Source organism: Methylobacterium sp. CM6244, assembly GCF_054817885.1.
On sequence record NZ_CM139247.1, the window covers coordinates 3,296,388 to 3,316,231 of the forward strand.

At 67.4% G+C, this 19,844-nt stretch carries 22 protein-coding genes; 10 read left to right on the forward strand and 12 right to left on the reverse strand.

What is annotated here, in order from left to right; genetic code table 11:
- Positions 1-9: 9 nt before the first annotated feature.
- The 4 genes from ACYQML_RS15380 to ACYQML_RS15395 form a co-directional block, all read right to left on the reverse strand.
- On the reverse strand, positions 10-708 hold the full coding sequence (locus ACYQML_RS15380) for an urease accessory protein UreF (RefSeq protein ID WP_056426443.1): 699 nt from the start codon (positions 706-708) through the stop codon (positions 10-12).
- On the reverse strand, positions 708-1,172 hold the full coding sequence (gene ureE / locus ACYQML_RS15385; RefSeq protein ID WP_461233290.1) for an urease accessory protein UreE: 465 nt from the start codon (positions 1,170-1,172) through the stop codon (positions 708-710). The genes ACYQML_RS15380 and ureE overlap by 1 nt, the downstream gene beginning before the upstream one ends.
- Positions 1,173-1,349: 177 nt before the next feature.
- Positions 1,350-1,571 (reverse strand): hypothetical protein, encoded by a 222-nt coding sequence (locus ACYQML_RS15390; RefSeq protein WP_207412753.1) that lies wholly within the window; start codon positions 1,569-1,571, stop codon positions 1,350-1,352.
- Positions 1,572-1,942: 371 nt separating this feature from the next.
- Positions 1,943-2,638: a GntR family transcriptional regulator gene (locus ACYQML_RS15395; protein WP_200919077.1), complete on the reverse strand. Its 696-nt coding sequence runs from the start codon at positions 2,636-2,638 to the stop codon at positions 1,943-1,945.
- 139 nt (positions 2,639-2,777) lie between these two features.
- On the opposite strand from ACYQML_RS15395, the gene ACYQML_RS15400 reads away from it, so the two are divergent.
- A complete protein-coding gene (locus ACYQML_RS15400) occupies positions 2,778-3,749 on the forward strand; it encodes a ribokinase (RefSeq protein ID WP_461233291.1) in 972 nt (323 codons plus the stop codon).
- A 29-nt stretch (positions 3,750-3,778) separates the two neighbouring features.
- On the opposite strand, the gene ACYQML_RS15405 is transcribed toward ACYQML_RS15400, so the two are convergent.
- Together ACYQML_RS15405 and ACYQML_RS15410 are read right to left on the reverse strand one after the other, a co-directional pair.
- The gene (locus tag ACYQML_RS15405) at positions 3,779-4,570 is read right to left on the reverse strand and encodes a hypothetical protein (RefSeq protein ID WP_461233292.1); all 792 of its coding nucleotides are present in this window, start codon (positions 4,568-4,570) and stop codon (positions 3,779-3,781) included.
- Between the two features lie 182 nt (positions 4,571-4,752).
- Complete coding sequence (locus tag ACYQML_RS15410; RefSeq protein WP_461233293.1) at positions 4,753-5,421, reverse strand: LuxR C-terminal-related transcriptional regulator; 669 nt, start codon at positions 5,419-5,421, stop codon at positions 4,753-4,755.
- A gap of 247 nt (positions 5,422-5,668) precedes the next feature.
- Here ACYQML_RS15410 and ACYQML_RS15415 point away from each other — a divergent pair, with 247 nt between their 5' ends.
- The 8 genes from ACYQML_RS15415 (at position 5,669) to ACYQML_RS15450 (ending at position 12,916) form a co-directional block, all read left to right on the forward strand.
- Positions 5,669-6,253, forward strand: coding sequence for a hypothetical protein (locus ACYQML_RS15415; protein ID WP_056426427.1), 585 nt, complete (start codon positions 5,669-5,671; stop codon positions 6,251-6,253).
- A 3-nt stretch (positions 6,254-6,256) separates the two neighbouring features.
- Positions 6,257-7,348, forward strand: coding sequence for an AAA family ATPase (locus ACYQML_RS15420; protein ID WP_461233294.1), 1,092 nt, complete (start codon positions 6,257-6,259; stop codon positions 7,346-7,348).
- A 66-nt stretch (positions 7,349-7,414) separates the two neighbouring features.
- A complete protein-coding gene (locus ACYQML_RS15425) occupies positions 7,415-9,079 on the forward strand; it encodes an AAA family ATPase (protein ID WP_461233295.1) in 1,665 nt (554 codons plus the stop codon).
- Positions 8,980-10,206 (forward strand): hypothetical protein, encoded by a 1,227-nt coding sequence (locus tag ACYQML_RS15430; protein WP_461235735.1) that lies wholly within the window; start codon positions 8,980-8,982, stop codon positions 10,204-10,206. The genes ACYQML_RS15425 and ACYQML_RS15430 overlap by 100 nt, the downstream gene beginning before the upstream one ends.
- 132 nt (positions 10,207-10,338) lie before the next feature.
- Positions 10,339-11,109 carry a hypothetical protein gene (locus tag ACYQML_RS15435; protein ID WP_461233297.1) on the forward strand — a complete coding sequence of 257 codons (771 nt, stop codon included), beginning with the start codon at positions 10,339-10,341 and terminating at the stop codon, positions 11,107-11,109.
- Between the two features lie 85 nt (positions 11,110-11,194).
- Positions 11,195-11,392, forward strand: a complete 198-nt coding sequence (locus ACYQML_RS15440; protein ID WP_461233298.1) for a hypothetical protein — start codon at positions 11,195-11,197, stop codon at positions 11,390-11,392.
- Positions 11,393-11,535: 143 nt separating this feature from the next.
- Complete coding sequence (locus ACYQML_RS15445) at positions 11,536-11,955, forward strand: lysozyme inhibitor LprI family protein (RefSeq protein ID WP_207413736.1); 420 nt, start codon at positions 11,536-11,538, stop codon at positions 11,953-11,955.
- 124 nt (positions 11,956-12,079) lie between these two features.
- Entirely contained in the window at positions 12,080-12,916 is an 837-nt protein-coding gene (locus ACYQML_RS15450) for an alpha/beta fold hydrolase (RefSeq protein WP_056426397.1), read from the forward strand.
- Positions 12,917-12,937: 21 nt separating this feature from the next.
- On the opposite strand, the gene ACYQML_RS15455 is transcribed toward ACYQML_RS15450, so the two are convergent.
- From ACYQML_RS15455 to ACYQML_RS15470, 4 genes are all read right to left on the reverse strand, one after another.
- Positions 12,938-13,330, reverse strand: coding sequence for a response regulator transcription factor (locus ACYQML_RS15455; RefSeq protein ID WP_056426393.1), 393 nt, complete (start codon positions 13,328-13,330; stop codon positions 12,938-12,940).
- 141 nt (positions 13,331-13,471) lie between these two features.
- Positions 13,472-14,143, reverse strand: a complete 672-nt coding sequence (locus ACYQML_RS15460; protein ID WP_207413733.1) for a response regulator transcription factor — start codon at positions 14,141-14,143, stop codon at positions 13,472-13,474.
- Positions 14,140-16,095 (reverse strand): PAS domain-containing sensor histidine kinase, encoded by a 1,956-nt coding sequence (locus ACYQML_RS15465; protein WP_461233299.1) that lies wholly within the window; start codon positions 16,093-16,095, stop codon positions 14,140-14,142. Before ACYQML_RS15465 ends, ACYQML_RS15460 begins: the two co-directional genes overlap by 4 nt.
- Entirely contained in the window at positions 16,077-16,877 is an 801-nt protein-coding gene (locus tag ACYQML_RS15470; protein ID WP_461233300.1) for a sensor histidine kinase, read from the reverse strand. Before ACYQML_RS15470 ends, ACYQML_RS15465 begins: the two co-directional genes overlap by 19 nt.
- 550 nt (positions 16,878-17,427) lie before the next feature.
- Here ACYQML_RS15470 and ACYQML_RS15475 point away from each other — a divergent pair.
- Positions 17,428-19,086 carry an FAD-dependent oxidoreductase gene (locus tag ACYQML_RS15475; protein WP_461233301.1) on the forward strand — a complete coding sequence of 553 codons (1,659 nt, stop codon included), beginning with the start codon at positions 17,428-17,430 and terminating at the stop codon, positions 19,084-19,086.
- Positions 19,087-19,305: 219 nt separating this feature from the next.
- Here the strand turns inward: ACYQML_RS15475 and ACYQML_RS15480 are convergent, their stop codons facing one another.
- Together ACYQML_RS15480 and ACYQML_RS15485 are read right to left on the reverse strand one after the other, a co-directional pair.
- The gene (locus ACYQML_RS15480) at positions 19,306-19,512 is read right to left on the reverse strand and encodes a hypothetical protein (protein WP_461223983.1); all 207 of its coding nucleotides are present in this window, start codon (positions 19,510-19,512) and stop codon (positions 19,306-19,308) included.
- 47 nt (positions 19,513-19,559) lie between these two features.
- Positions 19,560-19,811 (reverse strand): hypothetical protein, encoded by a 252-nt coding sequence (locus tag ACYQML_RS15485; protein WP_056426378.1) that lies wholly within the window; start codon positions 19,809-19,811, stop codon positions 19,560-19,562.
- Positions 19,812-19,844: the final 33 nt, after the last annotated feature.

A 19,844-nucleotide genomic window follows, 5' to 3' on the forward strand; every position in this document is an offset into this window, starting at 1 on the left:
AACCGCACCTCAATTCGCGAACAAGCGCAGATCGGCCCGCGCATGGCGCATGGTGGCGATCTCGATCAGCGGTGTGAAGGCAACGAGCATGATGTCCGGGCTTTCCCTGTCGTCCCGGGCCGCCCCCTGCATAGGTTGGGCCGCAATCTCCGCCAGAACCGGCATCAGGGCGGTCAGGATGCGCTGAGCCTCGATGGCGCCGACCAGCCCGAGCCTGACGGACGCGGTGACGAGGGCAGTGGCACATTGATAGCCGGCGATCTCGGTGATCGCCGTTTCGTCCAGACCGAGGGATCGCCACAGCGCGCCCTGCATCACCGCCAGATGCCCGAGAAGGCGGCCGTCGCGCACGGCGCGTTGCAATCCGTCGGCCCCCGCCGTCCCGATGCGGGTATGGGCGGCGAGCAGCGCACCACCGTTGCGGCGGCTGCCCGTGCGCATCGGCTCGGGCAGGCAGGCCGCCTCCATGGCGGCATCGATCTGGGCGAGCCGCGCGAGATCCCCCGCCGCCCGGTGCGCCAGAACCAAGGCGACCCGGTCGCTGCCGGCCCAGCGGTGACGTAGAACGGCCTCGACCGCATGGCCCAGTTCGGCCCCGCCGAGGCCGTCGAGTAGCGCCGCAAGCCCCTCGATCCCATTCGAGAAAGCGAAGCTGCCGCTTGGAAAGGCCGAATCCGCCTGCTGCAGGGCAATGAGCCGCTGCAGCATCAGGCGGCCTCGTTCCGAGCGTCGAGTCCATGCGTCACGCGTCCGCCAGAGACGAGATCGCCGAGGCGCGCCAGATAATCTTCCGGAGGACCTTCGAGCGCGACGAGAAGATCGTCACCATCGAACCGGACGCGCCAATGCAGGTTGCCGGCGTGGTAGCCAAGTTCGAGGGCGGCGATCTTGTCCCTGGGCGCGAGCCGAAGCCAGCGTTCCGCCCCGACCCGCACCACCACGGCGCGGTCCGCATCCAGGATCAGAACGGCGCCGTCGAACAGGGTTTCCTCGCGAGGCAGGGCGATGGCGATCTCCTCACCGCCCCTCGTCGTCGCCCGTAACCGCCGCCGGGCCATGTCGGCGCTGTCGATCGCCAGGATGTCGACGGCATGGCGGTGATCGAGATGATGCAGGCGGTGCGCGATCTCTGGATCGAGCCTGCTGCCTACGATACGGTCGATGACGTGCATTCGGTATCCGCTTTCCCGCAAGGTCCGGGAGACGAGATCAGGCTCAGTCGTTCCGGGCAGCCAGCTTTCGGGCGAGCGTATATCGAAACGCGTCCACTGCAATCGCCTGCAGCCATCTTTTCCCATTCAGGCGGTAAGACGCAGGACGGGCCCTGATGCCGGGGCGAACTCGTGGCGCTACGGCGCCGCTGCCCCCGCAGTCAGGGGAGGACGGTAGAAGGCTCCGATTTCGCGGATCAGATCGCGCCGCTGCTCCTCCACCAGATCCGAGAGGATGTCATCGTGATCCCGGCTGATGACCGAGAGCAGACGCACATTCGGATACTTGCCTTCGAAAACAACGAACACTTCCGCCTCCCCAGAAGGGTCGAGGGGATCAAGGCAGTAATGGTTAGCCATACCGAAACTCCGAGCCATCGCGACAAGAACTGGATTTCATCGAAACCCTTCCGACAAGGCGGCAACCAAACAATCACTCGTCGTTTCTAATCTTCCGAAACCTGTATCTCTCGGAGAATGACCTGTTCGGCCACTCAGCATTTCCAAGCGGCACATAGCGATGAAGACGATCACGCCCATGCCTTGGGGACATCGGCCTCGAATCGGCTGCTCCGATTGCCTCCACGGCTATCACGCAAAAGTAATTGCCGCTACCAAAATGGGTCCAAAAGCAGCAATTCCACAGTATTCGCATAATTTGGAAAGAGAATGGTACCCTTGACTGGTACCAAAACGGGAGATGCCTGTCGGTCCGGTCGTTGCCATCGTCCTTATGTGCGCAGGCGCAGCCGGTAGGCGTAGGCATCGCCGCGGAAGAGCCCTTCGACATACTCGATCAAGCGGGAATCGGTGCCGTAGGAGCGGCGCTTGATCAGCAGGCAGGGAAGCGGCTCGGAAAAGCCGAAGATCGCGCATTCCTGCGCCTCGGGGGAGGCGGCCTCGATGGTTTGCTCGCAATCGACCAGGGGAACGCCGCACTCGGCGAGGCGGGCATAGATGGACCCCGACAGGTCGACCTCGGCGAGGCCGGGCGCGAGACCGAGATCGTACCAGGCCTTCTCCACGGAGAGGGGAATGCCGTCCCCCATGCGCACACGCACGAGTCGGAGGAACCGGGCGGTGGACGAGAGACCGAAGATCGAGGCGATGGAGCGGTCCTCGCCGATCGTCCGTTCGAGAATGCGGGAGGAGGGGACGCGACCCAACTCGTGCATCTCCTCGGTGAAGCCCTTGAGACGCTCCATCCCGGGCTTGATGCGCCGGAAGCCGTCTTCCACGATGTAGCCGTTGCGGCCATGCGCGCTCACCAGCCGCTGCTGGCGCAGAGCGTCGTAGCATTGCTGGACGGTCTTCCTGCTGATGCCGAGATCCTGCGCAAGCTTCCGTTCGGCTGGCAGCGTGGCTCCGGGACCAAGAACACCGTCCGTAATCATGGCCCGGAACTGATGCTCCAGCTGCCGATACATCGGAAGAGCCGTGTCGTTCTGGATGCGGAGGTTCGCGAAAACGCTTGGTGTTTTGGTCAATGCGGCGGCATCGTGCGAAGAGCGTGCGGGCAGCGTGTCACTGTCCCTTCCTTACAGGATCTTGCGGCGGGCTCGCTACATGGGAAGCGCCTTCGTGCTCGGGAGTTTCGTCGCGGCCGGCACGTTCCGGGTCGACCGGCTTCCCCATCCCGGCGAATCCCTCCTGGCCTCCGCCGTCGCCTGGGAGCCAGGAGGCAAGGGGTTCAATGTCGCCGCCGGCCTGCGCAGGCTCGGTGTGGAGGTCGATGGGCTGATCCCGGTGGGTACTGACCATCTCGCGGCGCTGGCGGATCCCGCGCTTCGGCGGATGGGCCTGCCCGCCGCCATGATACGGCACCATCCAGGCTCCACCGGCATCGGCGTCGGTTTCGTCGGGGCCGATGGCGAGAATTGCCTCGCAGTCCATCCCGGCGCCAACCTGCTCCTGTCGCGGGAGACCGTGCGCTCGGCGGCGGCGAGCCTCACCTCCTCCGCGATGGTGATCGCGCAGTTCGAGATCGGCGACGACGCCATCGCCGAAGCCTTCGCGACGGCGCGCGTGGCCGGCGTCCCGACCCTGCTCAATCCGTCGCCGTTCCGGATGACGCAGCCGGAGATCTTGTCGGGGATTCTGGCATCCACCACGATCCTCGTGGTGAACCAGACCGAGGCGGAGGCTCTCCTCGGATTCCTGTACCCTGGGCGGGCCGGCGGCAACGACCTGCGCGCCGTGGCCGGGAAGCTCGCGGAGGCGCTGCATGCACGCGGCGTGGAGGCACTGGTGATCACCTTCGGCGCGGCCGGCGCGCGGATCGTCCTCGGCGGCTCGACCGTCCTGGACCAGCCGGCCTTCCCGGTGACGGCGATCGACACGATCGGTGCCGGCGACGCCTTCATCGCAGGCCTGGCGGCGGGCCTCCTGACGGGCAGATCCTGGAGTGAGTGCGGACGGATGGCAGCCGCCTGCGGCGCCCTCGCGGTGACACGAAGCGGCGTCCTCGACGCACTGCCGGATCCAGGTGAGGTGGCGGAATTCCTCTGCGCCTACCCGCCCCCGATGGAGGCCCCATGACCCGGCCGGGTTGGGGATGGCGGCCCGCCTCAGCGATATGTGCCGCTGACTTCGTCGAACGCGTAGGTCCGGGCATCCCGGCCCGTCGCAGGGCGCACCTTTCCATCCTCGCCACTGACCGTGCCGGTGAGGGTCACCCGGATGGGAGGCCATGCGAGGGGCTTGAACGAATCCTCCGCTAGGATCTCGAGCTGACCCAGGCTCTTGCCCATCCCGCAGGGTTGCCCGTCATCGGAATCACAGGCGGCGGTGTCGTCGTACCCGGCGGGGACCTCGCCGACCACCCTCCAGCGAAGCGGCACCTTGCTGAAATGCAGCAGGAGGAAGCTGAGGCTGTGCGCGCCCGCCGCTCCATAGGATGTCAGGCGCAGGCCCATCACCAGACGAATCCGGTTCACCGGCCTCGTCACGGCGCCGAGCGCCTCATCCACTTGAGGAGCGTCCCCGTTGCGGTTGCCGGTCCCGATCTGCCCGATATCGGCCTGCACGCCCTTAAGGCGCCAGTGCATTTCCTCCAGGGCGAAGGTTGCGGCGGCGATAGTCCGCCGGTTGGGCGTCTCTGCATTTTCCCCTGGCGCCGCCATCGTCGCAAAGCCTGTGAACCAAGTTCCGGTCGGGGTGGAGATCGTTGTCCCGTACCAGAACTCCGCCGGGCGGCCGTCCTTCATCCGGCAGGTTCCGGTCTCGGCGCGCGCTGGAATCCCGCAGATCGCCGCCAGAACGGTCTCCTTCGGCGGCTGAACGACGTCCGGATCGGCCGAGGCGGGCGAGAGCCCGCCGACAACCGAACCGGCCAGGACCAGCATCGCCCACACGCTCACGCGCCTCGAACACCCATGACGATCACTGGATCTCTTCACGGGGCCAGACCGGGGATGGCCCCCACGGGGCCGATACGGGATGGAACACATGGACGGTGAAGCCTCGCCGGCATCCGGCATGCCGGACAGTGAGAGATCGGCCCCAGAGGGCAATGCCCGAGCACCCGCCCCGGCAATCCGGATCATTCGAACACACCGGCATTGGCCGCCTTCGCAGCAGCGGCGGAGCGGGAGGTGACGTCGAGGGCCCGCAGAAGCGCCGAGACGTGGATCCGGACCGTGAACGGGGAGATATCCAGTTCCCGGGCGATCTCCTTGTTGGTGTGCCCCATGGCGACGAGACGCAGGACGTCGCGCTGGCGCTGCGTGAGCGGCGGAAGGGTGAGGCGCGGGGTGGCGAGGCCCGAGGCGGTGCTTCGCCTCATCACGCTCTCGCCATCGCGCAGCGCCGCGATCGCCTGCGAGATCTCCTTCGCGGGCAGGGATTTCCCAATGAACCCGTCGGCGCCCTCGGCCAAGACGGCGCGGATCACGGCTTCGTCCTCGATTCTGGAGACGACGATGATCGAGGCCTTCCGGAATTTCTCGCGCAGCGCACCGATGGAGCGATGGGGATCGATCCCGGGAAAATCCGGATCGAGGAGAAAGGTCTGCGGTGGCGGCCCGGCGCGCGACAGTGCCAGAACCTGCTCCATCGAGGCGGCTTCTCGAACGAGGGCTTCCGGGTAGAGCCGTTCGGCGATGTGGATCATCCCCGCGCGGAACAGCGGATGGTCATCGGCGACGATGATCGTCTCTTTTAACGTCCCGATCACTCCACTCCCGACCAGGGCATCGGATTCATCCCGCATGGGACCGAGCTGGTGGCTTACTGCCTGGACAGAGACAGGAAAGGTCAAGGCGGACGCCATAGGTCATGTGTACTAGTAGACCGATTTTTAACAGGTGCATAGAAGCTTGACCGATTAAGAAACGAGAAATTGCCAGGATTTTTTAGAATAATTTTGATATTTAATGTACGGAATAATATTTATTTATAAAAATGTCGACTTATACTAGGAGTTTCAATTATTTTAGCCAGAATATGGAGCTGGAAAGATGTCGAATACTGAGCATCAAACGCAAGCTCAGGACAGGAGCGCCGATCTCAAAGCGGCTCCTGCGGGACCGGTTCAGGCAAAGCCGGCCGTTTCACCGAGCATCATCGCCCTGGCGGGTGGCATCGTGGCGGCGGGCGCTATCGCGGCCTTCCTGCTCATGGGTGGCGGAGAGATGGCGGGGACGGCCGAACGCCCGGCCCTGAACCTCGTCAAGACGAGCGAGATCGACAAGGCCGCCGAGACCCTGGTGCCGGAGGAGAAGGAGAAGCTCGTCACGCAGGCCAAGGCCTGCACCGCGCCGCTCGGCAACATGCGCCTGTCGAAGATGACGGCGAATGCCGGCGGCGTAGTGCGTATCCGGGCGGGCAACTACCTCTCGCCGGCCTTCAACGTCGCCGAAGGACCGATCAACATCGCGGTCCCGTTCCCCGCCCCCTACGAGGTCGGCAGGGGAGAGATCGTCGTCGAGGGCGCGGCCAAGGACGTCTTCTTCGAGCTGACGCCGGGCCTGAAGATCGACACGACGGGCGGCGTCCAGCGGATCCCCGTCATCTGGAACACCAGCAAGCCCTGCGGAGGCTGACCGATGTCGAAATCCGCCATCATCCCGCTCGTCATCTCGGGACTTCTCGTCGCGATCCTGACGCCTTTGCTGATGAGCACGGAATACGGGCCGGTGGCATGGTGGAACGCCGCCGGAAGCGAGTTGCGGTGGCAGGCCGCCATCGGGTCGGCCGCCGCCCTCTTCGCCGCCCTCGGCCTCGTGGTGACGGCCACGGCCGCGCGGCGGGCCGAGGCGGGCCTGGGGCAACCGGCCGGGGGCTTGAGCCTGCCGCGCCTGCTCTTCGCCCCGCGCCGCATCGTCGAGGCACGTTCACCCGACGAGGTCATCGCCACGCTCGAGGGGATGGTCGGCCTCGCGCCGGTCAAGCGCGAGGTCAACGCCCTCATCGCCCGGCTCGAACTGGAGCAGCGCCGCCGCGCGGAAGGCCTCCCGGTCTCGGCGATCAGCCAGCACATGATCTTCACCGGCCCGCCCGGCGTCGGCAAGACCGAGGTGGCGCGGGCGATCGGCGAAATCTTCCGCGCCCTGAACGTCCTGCGTCGAGGCCATCTCGTGGAGGTCGACCGCGCCGGGCTGGTGGCGGGCTATGTCGGGCAGACCGCCGCCAAGACCCTGGAGAAGTGCCAAGAGGCCCTCGACGGGGTGCTCTTCATCGACGAGGCCTACACCCTCGCGGGCGGGTCCGGCGGCGATTTCGGCAAGGAGGCGATCGACACCCTGCTGAAGTTCATGGAGGACAACCGCGACCGGATCATCGTGATCGTGGCCGGCTACACCAACGACATGCGCCGGTTCATCGACACCAATCCGGGGCTCGCCGGGCGCTTCACCAAGACCATCGAGTTCCCGCCCTACAAGCCGAAGGAGCTGTGCGAGATCCTCCGGCGCATGGCCGCCCGCCAGCAATTCACGCTGCCCGAGGGGTTCGAGGCGGCGCTGACCCCATGGCTCGCCCAGCGTTCCCGCTCCGACGACTGGTCGAACGCCCGCGAGATGCGCACCCTCCTGGAGAAGGCCCGCGAAGCGCAGGCCGCCCGCGTCGCCCTGGAGGGCGGCGACATGCGCCGCTTGGAGATCGTCGACCTGCTCTTCGCGATCGGCGAGGACGCCTGAGGGCCAGCGCCCCTTCCGGACCGCGACACGCACCGCGCCCGACCCGCATCAAGGCACGTCACATCCATGGAACGCCTCGACAAGCATCCCGCCGCCCTCTTCCTGGCCATCGTGCTCGGCGCGACCGCCCTGGTGGTCGCCCTGCGGCCGGACGTGCTCGCCCCCCTGGCGGCGACACCCTCGGCCCTGCTGCGCAACGTCCTGATCCTCGGGGGAATCGTCGGCGGCCTGCTCGCCGCCACCTACATTCCGGCCCGGATCGCCGGCATGCGGCGCGCGATGGATCAGGAGAGGGCGAACCGGAAGATCCGTCCGATCCAGTTCGAGGATGACGGTGCGGCGGTGGAGAAGAAGGACCTCCTCGCCACGGCGCTGGCGACCCTGGACGGCATGGTCGGCCTCGCGCCGGTGAAGGCAGAGGTGAAGGGCGTCATCGCCCGGATGCAGGTGGAGCAGCAGCGCCGCGCCCAGAACCTGCCCGTGGCGGCCATGAGCCAGCACATGGTCTTCACCGGTCCCCCCGGCGTCGGCAAGACCGAGGTGGCGCGGGTGCTCGGCAGCGTCTTCAAGGCGCTGAAGGTGCTGCGCAAGGGACATCTCGTCGAGGTCGACCGGGCCGGGCTGGTGGCCGGCTATGCCGGCCAGACCGCGATCAAGACCCTGGAGCGTTGCAAGGAGGCCCTCGACGGCATCCTGTTCATCGATGAGGCCTATGCGCTGGCACCCGGCGGGTCAGGCGGCGGCGATTTCGGCAAGGAAGCGATCGACACCCTGCTGAAGTTCATGGAGGACAACCGCGACCGGATCATCGTGATCGTGGCCGGCTACACCAACGACATGCGTCGGTTCATCGACACCAATCCGGGTCTCGCCAGCCGTTTCACCAAGACGATCGAGTTCCCGCCCTACAGCCCGCCGGAACTCGCCGAGATCCTGCAGCGCATGGCGGCCAACCAGGGCTTCGTCCTGCCGGAGGGCTTCCAGAAGGAGCTGATCCCCTATGTGAGCGCCCGCTCCCGCGCCGAAGATTGGGCCAATGCCCGCGAGATGCGCACGGTGCTGGAGAAGGCCCGACAGGCCCAGGCGATGCGGCTCTCCGCCCATCCCGGCGGCGACATCAACCGGTTCGAGCCCTCGGACATCGCCGCCGCCCTCGGCAGCCAGGGCGCCGGCGCGATCGACATGGAGGAGGCGCGCAGGGTCATCGGCCGCCTCGAGGCGATGATCGGGCTCGCCCCGGTCAAGCAGCAGGTGAAGACCGTGGTGGCGCGGGTCCTGGTGGATGCCAAGCGGCGCGCGGAGGGCATCGAGGTCGGCGCGGTGAGCCAGCACATGGTGTTCACCGGTCCTCCCGGCGTCGGCAAGACCGAGGTGGCGCGCATCATGGGCGACATCTTCAAGGCTTTGGGCGTCCTGCGGAAGGGCCATGTGGTGGAGGTCGACCGCGCCGGGCTAGTGGCGGGCTATGTCGGGCAGACCGCGGCGCGGACCCTGGAGCGCTGCAAGGAGGCCCTGGACGGCATCCTGTTCATCGACGAGGCCTACACGCTGGCCGCAGACGGCGGTGCCCGGTGCGGCTGGCCCGGTGCTGCCTCGCCCTCCTGGCGGGGATCGTCGGGCTCGGCCTCGTCCTGCCCGGCGCCGCCGAGGCGCAGATCAAGGTCCGCAAGGCCGATTGCTACGTCGAGGCCGATGGCAGGATCGCCATCAACGGCGTCTGCGAGTTCCTGACCGACGCGCGCAGCTACGGGACGGGCGGCTTCCGTCTCGCCACTTACGAGAACGGCTACCTCCGCTACGGGGTGGTGGTGGCGGTGACGAGCCCCGGAAGCGGCACGGCGACATGGAACGAGATGCCTGGCGGCAAGCCCGACGAGGGCCCCTCCGAGGCCGTCACTTCCGGCGGGGCCTGCTGGACGGGGCCACGCACCCGGACCTGCGCCTGGAAGATCGGCGAGGGCCGTCCCGGTTTCGCCGGGGGCGGCGTCGCGCCGGCACCCGGGATCGGCGCGCCCCGCACCGCCGATTGCCTCATCGAGGTCGGGGGCGCGGCGCGGATCGACGGCCCCTGCCAGTTCCGGGCGGATGCCGGACAGGACGGGGCGGGCGGATTCGAGGTCCGGTCCTATGCCAGGGGAGGGCTGGACTTCATCGCGCGGCTCACCCGCGATCCACGGGACCCGCAGAAGGCCACCGCCTCGTGGAACGAGCGCCCCGGCGCACCGCAGGCGACGGCTCCCCTCGGCACCCTGGCGCCCAAGGGGCCGTGCTGGGAGGGTGCGGGCGCGCGTCTCTGTGTCTGGCAGGCCGGACAGTCTCGCGGCCCGTCGGACCGGCCCACCGCCGGTACCGATCCGGGCCGCGTGCCGCCGACCGAGACCGCGCGCCCGGCCTCGCCGCCCGTGCCCCGGGACAATGCGGGGACGGGGGCGGAGACGGGGGAGACGCCGCCGGGGATGGTCCTGAAGTTGACCTTCAAGGGCCGCTGCGAATCGCTGGTGATCGATGGCGAGGACATCACCGCGTCCTGCGCCCCCACCGCCAGGAATTCCTCCACCACCGGGTCGGCGCGTGCCGAGTTCGTGTTCGGAACCTCCGACGACCGGGAGGTCAGCTTCCTCGCATCGGCGAAGGGATGGGTCGAGAGCGGCACCCTGCGTCAGCCCATCGACGAAGTGATGTACGAGGAGCGCGGCCAGAGCCTCCTCGTGAAGGCCAAGGGCGTCTGCGAGATGCCCAACCCCATGGGCGGCCCCGTGGTGATCACGTGCAGCGCCCAGACGTCCAACAGCACCTACACCGTCCGCTTCCGCACGGATGGCGGCAAGCCGGTCCTGGAGCGGTCCAGCCCCGGCTGAGCGCCCGCCACGACTCGCCCGTTCCATCCCGAAGCCGAGGAGAAGCCCATGACACACCGCCTCCCGAACGCGGCCCTCCGGTCCACCGCGCCGCTGCGATGCTCGGATTTCCGATCCTTGACCCTCCGATCCTTGACCCTCCGATCCTTGGCGCTCGCCGGCCTCCTCGGGCATGGCCTCGTGCTGCCGGCGCTCGCGGAGACGGAGAACAAGACCGCCCGTCCGGGCCAGCGGATCTTCCTCCAGGGCTTCACCCATCATTTTCCCCAGCAAGGGTGCCGTTCCAAGGCGGCCTTGATCAGCCTCGTCTCACCGCCGCGCGGCGGGCGCGTCGAAACCCGGCGGGAGCTGAGAGTACTCGGCAGCAAGATCGACGAGCGAGGCGCCACAATTCCGCAGGTGGATGGCTGCGAGGACGTGAAGAAGGATTCGATGTCGATCTTCTACACCGCACGGCCCGATTTTTCCGGTCTCGATACCCTGTCCGTCGCCGTGACCTTCGGCGACGGGACGACGGTGCCCTACACCTTCCGGATCACGGTGCCGGAGGGCGAACGCCGCCAGGCTCCCGCAGTCTCGCAGGCGCCGGCCCCGCGCGGCAACGGCGCGGGCCAGGCCGCCGGGACCACCGCGACGGCACCGGCGGCGCGGGCCGCCAGCACCGGCGACTTCCTGCGCGACACGGTCCGAGAGGCGACGCCCGCTACCCGGCAGGCCCCGGAATCTCCCCCTGCGAAGGCGGCGAATGCGCCGGGCGCCACCGCCGCCGCCGGCGAGGCGGCACCTCCCGCCCGCGTCGAAGCCCCGCCGCCCGCGCGGATCGAAGCCCCAGCGCCTCCGCCCGCCCCGCGGGAAATGGCGCCCGCGCCCCGGCCCCGTCCGGCTCCCATGCCACAGCTATGAGGTGTCCCGTCTCGGAATCCGGTGGTCCGAGCGAGCGCTGCCGCGGCACCGCCGACGATGACCTGCGGAGCGGTGCAGTGAGGCCATGACGCAGCTTCTCATCGGGGCGATCGTCGCCCTCGGCGCGATCCTCTATGGCGCACGCGTGCGGCAGATGCTGAATGCCGCCACGCGTGCGCATTTTCCGCGACGAATCCTGCTGGTCTACATCCTCGTCCTGACACTGATCTTCGGGGCCGTCCTTGCAGGCGGCATCTGGCTGGTGTCGTGGCTGATGCGCTGACGGGGGGATGACCGGCAGCGCCTTGCGGAGCGGGATCATTGCTTAGAACCGGGCACCATGCCGTCCGGCTCCGACGGCCCCTCAGAGCCGGCTTCACACCGGTCAAATCATGGCTGTTCTTGTCTGGAGAACTGAAGGTCCCGATGAATCGCACATTCGCCTTTCCCGTCGCCGTGATGGTCAGCCTGCTCGGCAGCATCGTCGTCGAGCCGTCCTACGCCGCCGGCATGAATACGCAGACATATTCCCCGGACTACGATAAATGCATGGACAAATCCGGTGGCGTCACAGCCGAGATGCTGGATTGTGCGTCCGCTGAACTGTCGCTGCAGGACAAGAAGCTGAACGCCGCCTACCAGACGCTCATGCGCAAATCGACGGACGAGGAGAAGACCGCGCTCCGCGATTCTCAGCGGGGTTGGCTGGCCTACAGGACCGCCTCCTGCAAGCTGACGATGATCTTCGGAGGAGGCGGAACCATGGACCTGATCGCCGCCTCGAGCTGCAATCTCGATGAGACGGCGCGGCGGGTGTTCTTCCTGGAAAGCCTGCTCGCCGAGTAGGGCCGTCCGACCGAAGGCATCGGCAATGGCGCGTTCGTCCAAGCGGTGACGCGAATCGTCAAGCCGACTCGGCGCCTTGCTTCCATAGCTCGGACCATCTCCCTCCCGAACAGGATAGCCTTCCATGCCCTTCGTCACGACCAAGGACGGCGTCGAGATCTTCTACAAGGATTGGGGTTCCAAGAGCGCCCAGCCGATCATGTTTCACCATGGCTGGCCGCTCTCCTCAGACGATTGGGACGCGCAGATCCTGTTCTTCCTGCAGCACGGCTACCGCGTCGTGGCGCATGACCGGCGCGGTCATGGCCGCTCGGCCCAGGTCGATAGCGGCCATGACATGGATCACTACGCCGCCGACGCCTTCGCGGTGACGGAAGCGCTGGACCTGCGGAACGCCGTGCATATCGGTCATTCCACCGGCGGCGGCGAGGTCGCCCGCTATGTAGCGAGGCACGGAGAGCCGGCCGGACGCGTGGCCAAGGCCGTGCTGGTCTCCGCGGTGCCGCCGCTGATGGTCAAGACGGAAGCCAATCCCGAAGGCCTGCCGATCGAGGTGTTCGACGGGTTCCGCGCGGCCACCGCCGCGAACCGCGCGCAGTTCTTCCTCGATGTGGCGAGCGGGCCCTTCTACGGGTTCAACCGCGACGGCGCGACGGTGCAACAGGGCGTGATCCAGAATTGGTGGCGCCAGGGCATGATGGGCAGCACGAAGGCCCATTACGACGGCATCGCGGCGTTCTCAGAGACCGACCAGACGGACGATCTGAAAGCCATCACCGTGCCGACGCTGGTCCTGCATGGGGACGACGACCAGATCGTTCCCATCGCCGATTCTGCGCTGAAATCGGTCGAACTCCTGACCAATGGCACGCTCAAGACCTATCCCGGCTTTCCGCACGGGATGCTCACCACCCACCACGACGTCATCAACCCCGACCTCCTCGCCTTCGTAAAAGGCTGATCCGGGTTTTCGCGACGGCGGTCACGCCGTCGCGTCCCTCGTCGACCGCCCCGTCAGCGCCTGCTCCAGCGAGCGGATGATCGTGGCGCCGTCACAGGGCTTGCCCAGGAAGTCACTGGCGCCCGCCGCCAGAAGGGTTTCGCGCAGGGCCTCGGTCGGGAACGCCGTCACGAAGATCACCGGCACCCGCGATCCCAGGGCGCGCAGACCCTTCTGCATCTCAACGCCGGTCATGCCGGGCATCTGCACGTCAGTAATGACACAGTCGGGCGCGTCCGAGGAACAGGTAGCCAGGAAGTCGCGGGCCGACGCATAGATGCGGGCGGTGTAGCCGAGGGAGCGGACGAGGCTTCCGGTCGCCACGCGCACGTCCTCGTCGTCGTCGACGATCGCGATCACAGGCGGAGCTGGCATTCCACTGACCTAAGGGTTCACCGCCCGGTCCCCGTGATCGGGGAGGGTTGGCCCAGGCCGAGATATGGCCCCTCGCGCCGTGGGTTGGAATCATACGGAGGTTTGCCGGGCCCCACCTTTCGGCAAAGGCCGGCAGATCGGTCACCGCGTCGGCGCACCGCCGGCATGGGAGATCCCGAGGGACTCGGCACTCCGAACCAGATCGGCCAGGGAGCGCGCCTTCATCTTGCGCATGACGTGGCCCCGGTGGATCTTCACCGTGATCTCGCTGAGGCCGAGATTGCCAGCGACCTGCTTGTTCATCAGGCCGGCGGTGACCTGCGCCATCACCTCCCGCTCCCGCGCAGTGAGGGTCTCGTAATCGGCCCTGAGATCGTCGAGGGCCGCATGCGCGCTGCGCTGGACCGCGTCGCGCGCCAGCGCCGTGCCGATCGCGTCGAGAAGATCTTGCTCGCGGAACGGCTTGGCGAGGAAATCGACCGCTCCGGCCTTCATCGCTTTCACCGTCATTGGAATATCGCCGTGCCCCGTCATCAGGATCATCGGCAGATCGATCCCCAGGGCGCCGAGCTGAGTCTGGAACTCGAGGCCGCTCACGCCCGGCAGGCGGACATCGACGACGAGGCATCCGGCGCCCAGGGGACGCGGCGCGGCGAGGAACTCCGCCACCGACGCGAAGGCAGCGCAGGTAAGATCGATGGAGCGGAGAAGACCCGATAGGGCATCCCGGATATCCGGGTCGTCATCGACGACGAACACGGTCTGTCTCGCGATCGATGCGCGTGCCGGCCCTGCCGCATTACCTCGGATCATGATCCCCTCTCGGCCGTCATCGGTATGGTGAAGTGGAAGGCGGCGCCCGGACCATCGTCGCTATCGTCATGGCCACCGATCCAGAGGCGACCGCCATGCGCTTCGACGATCGAGCGGCAGATCGCCAGTCCCATGCCCATCCCGTCCGCCTTGGTGGTGAAGAACGGCTGGAAGATCCGTTCGACGGCCTCCGCCGCGATTCCCCCGCCGCTATCGGCGACGGTGACGCGGACATGCTCGGTCCCGTCCGGGGCGACGCGGATGATCAGGAGACGGGGCCGCCCGATGACCGTCGCCATGGCCTGGATGGCATTCACCATCAGGTTGATGAGCACCTGCTGCAGCTGAACCCGGTCGCCATGGACCGGCGTCATGTCGGCCGCCACGTCACGCACCAATCGCACGTCATGGCGTACCATCTCGCGTTCGACGAGAAGTACCGCTTCCCCGATCATCTCGCGTAGATCGAGCCAGTCGCGCGGGGGCGGCGCCTTGGCGAGGAAAGTGCGGATCCGCGAGACGATCTCGCCGGCGCGGGTGCCGCTCGCCACGACCCGCGTCACCGCGGCCGAGACTTCGCCGAGATCCGGCGGGCTCCGCTTCAGCCAGCGCAACGCCGCCTCGCCATTGGTCACGATGGCCGCGAGGGGCTGATTGACCTCATGGGCGATGGAGGCGGTGAGTTCGCCCAGCGTCGTCACGCGCGCCGTATGGGCGAGCTCGGACTGCAGCGCCAACAGCGCTTCCTGCGCCTGCTTACGCTCGGTGATGTCGAGGGCGAAGACCAGCACGCACTCGAACCCATCCGCATGGGACGGAAAGGTGATGCCGAAGAGGATCGGCACCCGCTCCCCCGAAAGCGAGCGGATCAGGGTCTCCCCCTCGAAGAAGGTCTCGCCCCGCGCCAGCGCCAGCAACGACTCGACGAAGGTCGGCTCGTCCTCGAACAGGAAGGCGTCGAGGGATTGCGGCGCTGCGGCGCCCGTATCGGCTCCGATCAAGCGCCGCAATTCGGCATTGGCGTCGACGATGGTGACGCTGCGGCGCAGGTCGCGGACAACCTCCGGATGATCGTCGAGATAGGTGCCGAGGGACATCCCCGAATCGCGCGGGACCGCGTCGAGGACCGCCTTCACCTCGCGCCAATCCTGCTGCAGGATCGCCACGCGGGCCGTGTCGAAGATGGTACGGTAGCGCCGCTCGCTTTCCGCCAGGGCGGCGTGGGCGCGCTTGCGCTCCGTGATGTCGGTATTGGTCTCCAGGACAGCGAGCGGCTGACCATCCGCATTGCGCTGGAGCGACCAGCGGCTCTCGACGACGACCCTGGCGCCCGACCGCACCGTCTGGACGAGCTCACCCTCCCACCGCCCGTTCCGCATCAACGCGTCCCGGATCGCCGCCTCCCCATCCGGAAAGGCCGTACGCAGGAGGACGTGCACGTTGCGCCCCCGAACCTCGTCCCGGCGCCAGCCATAGAGGTCTTCCGCGGCGCAATTCCAGAACGTCACCGTGTCGGTGGGCGTACGCACGAAGATCGGATCGTGGGTGAGTTCGAGCAGTTCGGCCTGCTCCGCGAGGATGCGGGCCGCGGATTGATTGCGAAGCACCAGGAGCGCGCTGATCGCGATGGCCGCGAGGCTGACCAGGGCGCGCAGCAGCGCCGAGTCACTGTCGAACAGGCGATGCGATAGGAAATAGGCGACGGCCGTTAGGATGAGACACCCGGACGCCGTCAGGATCACCCCGTTCCGCTGGAATGCTCGCGCGGCGATGAGCACGACGACCACGTAAAGCACGGCCACCGCGCCTTCGAGCGGCGTGAACGCGTCGACGAGGAAGATGACCAGGGCGAGGCCGAGGGCGACGATGCCCAGGATTCCGCCCGGTCGCCGGCCCTCCGGCGGGGCGGCGGGGCGGAAAGGCGAGGGGGCCGCTACGACAGGCGCGTCCATCGCCCCTCCGCGGCATCGACGGCGCCCCGACCCACCCTGTCGTCCGGTCGCCCGGCTAACGGCACCGTCACGGAGAATAGCGATCCCGTACCCTCCACGGACCGAACCGTGATCCTGTGATCCAAGGCCAATGCCGTCTGGCGCACGATCGCCAGGCCGAGGCCGAGACCCGGCTGGGTATGCTCGCGCCCGCCACGGTCGAAGGCGTCGAAGATCGTTCCGCACCGGGACGACGGAATCCCCTCGCCCTGGTCGTACACCGCGATCGCCAGATGCTGCCCACGCCTGCGGCATCCGATCAGAACGGTCCCGTCGCAGCGGGAATATTTGATCGCATTGCCGATGAGGTTGCGCAGGATCGCCATGAGCATCGTCGGATCGGTGTCGACCATCCTCGCCGATGGCCGGAAGCGAAGCGTGATCCCGCAGGCACGAGCATGACCGCCCCACTCCGCCTGCAGTTCCTCGAACATGTGGCGCAGGCATACGGCTCCGCGTTGAATCACCGGCCCGTTGCGGAGTTGCGATGAGCGCGCGAGGTCGTCGAGCTCGTGTCCCAGCCGGTGAAGCGCGCCCGTTGCTATGCCGAGGCGAGCGGCGACCTCCGGGTCGGAGCTGCGCTGCAGCGCGCGCTCAATGGCCATGACGGCGACCTGGAGCGGCTGCTTCAGGTCGTGCCCAGCCACGGCGAGGAGACGGGACATGGCGGCACAGGCCGTCTCGGCGCTCATACCGGCCTCCGCCCGTCCCGCCGGGCTCTGCACATGAACGGCCTGAAGCATCGTCATCTCCCCATTCCCGGTGGCCTGGACGGCGGATGAAGCCTCGGCCGTTCGAGCGAACCATGAAGCGTGACCGGATGCCTGTGAACTATACTGTCGTTTACTAAGGGGTCACCGCGCGGCGCTCATACGGGCCATGACGGAGCGTGGCCCGGCGCATGCCCGTCCCTGATGCCGCGCGCCGCCGGACGGCTGCGCATCCGTCCGGCATCCAAGTCGCCATAAGTCGCCCCGCTCGTCTTGCACGTATGGTCCGTGTTTTGAACGATCCGCGTTCACCTCGAGAACACCTCTCCAACCGCGCTCACCATGGATCGCCGGACGCGAATCAATGAGACCTCGTGCTGATTCCGGTCGTTCGGCCAGACACCATTCCCGATCGTCGGCGAGTGGGCGGTCGCCGGGAATTGGCACCGGCCCGTCCAAAACATCGCGCGATCGGACAAGCCAGGTGGCATGCCGTCCTGCAGCTACGGCAGTGACGACGGGACGAGACACTATCCGGGGCAGGAATGGCCCCTCCGGATTCGACGGCACGGAGTGATCCGAGATGACCGACACCAACCTCGCGGCGGGCACCGACGGCGACGAGCGCACGGCGCAGACCTTTCCCCGCCTCAGCGATGAAATGGAGCGCCGGGTGGCCGGCTACGGCACAGAGGAGATCCTGCCGGAGGGTAGCCTCATCTTCACCAGAGGGCAGCGGCGGGTGGATTTCTTCCTCGTCCTCGCCGGCCGGATCGAGATGTTCGAGACCGACCATGACGGGGTCGACCGGGTCTTCGTGGTGCACACCGAGGGGCAGTTCACGGGCGAACTCGACCTGTTCAACGACCGGGAGATCCTGGTCTCGGGGCGCACCGTGGTGGAGACGCGTGTGGTGCGGATCGATCGCGCCGCCTTTCGCCGCCTGGTCACCGCCGAGCCGGATATCGGCGAGATCATCATGCGGGCCTTCATCCTGCGCCGGGTCGGCCTGATCCGCCACGGGCGGGGAGGTGTCGTGCTGATCGGTCCCGGTCACCAGCGTGAGACCCTTCGCCTGGAGCGCTTCCTCGTCCGGAACGCCTATCCGCACCGCATCCTCGACACAGCGGGCGACCCAGCCTCCCGCCACGCCCTGGACGGATTCGGCCTGACCGAGGCCGACCTGCCGGTGGTGATCGCTCCGGGCGCTGCGGTGATGCGCAATCCTACGAACGCGGCACTGGCGGACGCGCTGGGGCTGACGGAAGCGATCGACCCCGGCCGCATCTACGATGTCGCGGTGATCGGCGCCGGACCGGCGGGCCTCGCCGCTGCGGTCTATGCCGCCTCGGAAGGGCTCGACACCATCGTCATCGAAGGGCTGGCACCCGGCGGTCAGGCCGGCACCTCCTCGAAGATCGAGAACTATCTCGGCTTTCCGACCGGGATCTCCGGTCAGGCGCTCGCCGGCCGCGCACAGGTCCAGGCCCAGAAATTCGGGGCGCGTCTCGCGATCTCCCGCATGGCGACGGGGCTCGATTGCGACGGGTCACCCTTCCGGGTGATCCTCGAAGATGGCACAGCCGTACCGGCGCGCGCCGTCATCGCCGCCACCGGCGCCCGCTACCGCCGCCTGGATCTGCCACGCTACGCGCATTTCGAAGGGCAGGGCATCCATTACGCCGCCACAGCCATGGAAGCGCAACTCTGCACCGGTGAAGCGGTGATCGTCGTGGGTGGCGGTAATTCGGCCGGTCAGGCCGCAATGTTCCTGTCCCGCACGGTGGCGCATGTCCACCTTCTCGTGCGGGCCACCGGTCTCGCCGCGACGATGTCCGATTATCTCGTGCAGCGGATCGCGTCGTCACCGCGCATCACCCTGCATACGCAGACCGAGATCACCGCGCTTCTCGGTGAAGACACCCTGACATCGGTGACATGGACCGACCGGTCGAGCAGGATCAGTGAAACGAAGGCCATCGGCAACGTCTTCGTCATGATCGGTGCCGTGCCGAATACCGGATGGCTCTCGGACTGCCTCGGTCTCGATCCAAAGGGATTCGTTCCGACCGGCCTGCGGAGCGACGGGATGCCGGCCGCGTCTCCCTATGCCACAACGGTCCCGGGTCTTTACGCCGTCGGCGACGTTCGCGCGGGCTCGGTGAAGCGCGTCGCATCCGGGGTGGGCGAGGGATCGGTGGTGGTCCAGGCGGTCCACGGTTTCCTGCACCCGGAGCCCTGAAGGCACAGAGGCGAAACGCCAAGCCCGAGACCGGCGGGGGAGGGCTATGGCCGACAGGCTTTGGCTGGATTTGGGCCGGCTTCAGCGCGTTCGGACAGAACGTTTCCCACTCTGGACGCCGGATGCATGGCCGCCGTCAGGGAAAACGGAGCGGAGGACCGAATGGACCACTTGCTGGCCATTCGGTCCTCCGCCCTGAATTTCACTCGGCCTCGGATCTCATTTCGCCTGCAGATCCGTCTTACGGCCGACCTGCTGGCGATCGGCCTCGACGGCCACCGGCGCCGTCGCCTTCCCCAAGGCGTCGATCCGGTCCCGCGCTCCGGCGGCGTCGAGCCCCGCCGGAGGCGTGTGGGATTGCGCGAAGGGCACGGTCGATGCCAGCGCGAGGATGGCTGCGAGACAGGGTCTGATCAGAAGGTTCATGGCCGCTCTCCCCGGAAATGATCGCGTTGCCGCGAGGCGATGAAAGCTCAGTCGGCGGGACCGCCCGACGTCGTGCCGAAATTCGGCACCGCGTGGTTCGTCTCGTCGGCGTTGCCGCCCTTGGCCGAGCTGTCGATGGTCCGGGACGCCTGCGGCTCATGACGCGATTGCAGGGAACCGGTCCCGTCCAGGTCCACCTGCTCGACGGTGCTGCGAGCCGGATGACGATCCGGCATGGCGAGGGCAGGGGCCATCAGGCCAAGCTGCAGGAGGGCGACGGAAGCGAGATGCTTGATCATGGTACGTCTCCGGATGTCAGACTGGTTTCGGGT

What these genes read in the sequence shown, in the direction of transcription:
- ACYQML_RS15380 (WP_056426443.1), bottom strand. Translation starts at nt 708, where the DNA reads ATGCTGCAGCGGCTCATTGCCCTGCAGCAGGCGGATTCGGCCTTTCCA.
- ureE (WP_461233290.1), bottom strand. Translation starts at nt 1,172, where the DNA reads ATGCACGTCATCGACCGTATCGTAGGCAGCAGGCTCGATCCAGAGATC.
- ACYQML_RS15390 (WP_207412753.1), bottom strand. Translation starts at nt 1,571, where the DNA reads ATGGCTAACCATTACTGCCTTGATCCCCTCGACCCTTCTGGGGAGGCG.
- ACYQML_RS15395 (WP_200919077.1), bottom strand. Translation starts at nt 2,638, where the DNA reads ATGTATCGGCAGCTGGAGCATCAGTTCCGGGCCATGATTACGGACGGT.
- ACYQML_RS15400 (WP_461233291.1), top strand. Translation starts at nt 2,778, where the DNA reads ATGGGAAGCGCCTTCGTGCTCGGGAGTTTCGTCGCGGCCGGCACGTTC.
- ACYQML_RS15410 (WP_461233293.1), bottom strand. Translation starts at nt 5,421, where the DNA reads ATGCGGGATGAATCCGATGCCCTGGTCGGGAGTGGAGTGATCGGGACG.
- ACYQML_RS15415 (WP_056426427.1), top strand. Translation starts at nt 5,669, where the DNA reads ATGTCGAATACTGAGCATCAAACGCAAGCTCAGGACAGGAGCGCCGAT.
- ACYQML_RS15420 (WP_461233294.1), top strand. Translation starts at nt 6,257, where the DNA reads ATGTCGAAATCCGCCATCATCCCGCTCGTCATCTCGGGACTTCTCGTC.
- ACYQML_RS15425 (WP_461233295.1), top strand. Translation starts at nt 7,415, where the DNA reads ATGGAACGCCTCGACAAGCATCCCGCCGCCCTCTTCCTGGCCATCGTG.
- ACYQML_RS15440 (WP_461233298.1), top strand. Translation starts at nt 11,195, where the DNA reads ATGACGCAGCTTCTCATCGGGGCGATCGTCGCCCTCGGCGCGATCCTC.
- ACYQML_RS15445 (WP_207413736.1), top strand. Translation starts at nt 11,536, where the DNA reads ATGAATCGCACATTCGCCTTTCCCGTCGCCGTGATGGTCAGCCTGCTC.
- ACYQML_RS15450 (WP_056426397.1), top strand. Translation starts at nt 12,080, where the DNA reads ATGCCCTTCGTCACGACCAAGGACGGCGTCGAGATCTTCTACAAGGAT.
- ACYQML_RS15455 (WP_056426393.1), bottom strand. Translation starts at nt 13,330, where the DNA reads ATGCCAGCTCCGCCTGTGATCGCGATCGTCGACGACGACGAGGACGTG.
- ACYQML_RS15460 (WP_207413733.1), bottom strand. Translation starts at nt 14,143, where the DNA reads ATGATCCGAGGTAATGCGGCAGGGCCGGCACGCGCATCGATCGCGAGA.
- ACYQML_RS15465 (WP_461233299.1), bottom strand. Translation starts at nt 16,095, where the DNA reads ATGGACGCGCCTGTCGTAGCGGCCCCCTCGCCTTTCCGCCCCGCCGCC.
- ACYQML_RS15470 (WP_461233300.1), bottom strand. Translation starts at nt 16,877, where the DNA reads ATGCTTCAGGCCGTTCATGTGCAGAGCCCGGCGGGACGGGCGGAGGCC.
- ACYQML_RS15475 (WP_461233301.1), top strand. Translation starts at nt 17,428, where the DNA reads ATGACCGACACCAACCTCGCGGCGGGCACCGACGGCGACGAGCGCACG.
- ACYQML_RS15480 (WP_461223983.1), bottom strand. Translation starts at nt 19,512, where the DNA reads ATGAACCTTCTGATCAGACCCTGTCTCGCAGCCATCCTCGCGCTGGCA.
- ACYQML_RS15485 (WP_056426378.1), bottom strand. Translation starts at nt 19,811, where the DNA reads ATGATCAAGCATCTCGCTTCCGTCGCCCTCCTGCAGCTTGGCCTGATG.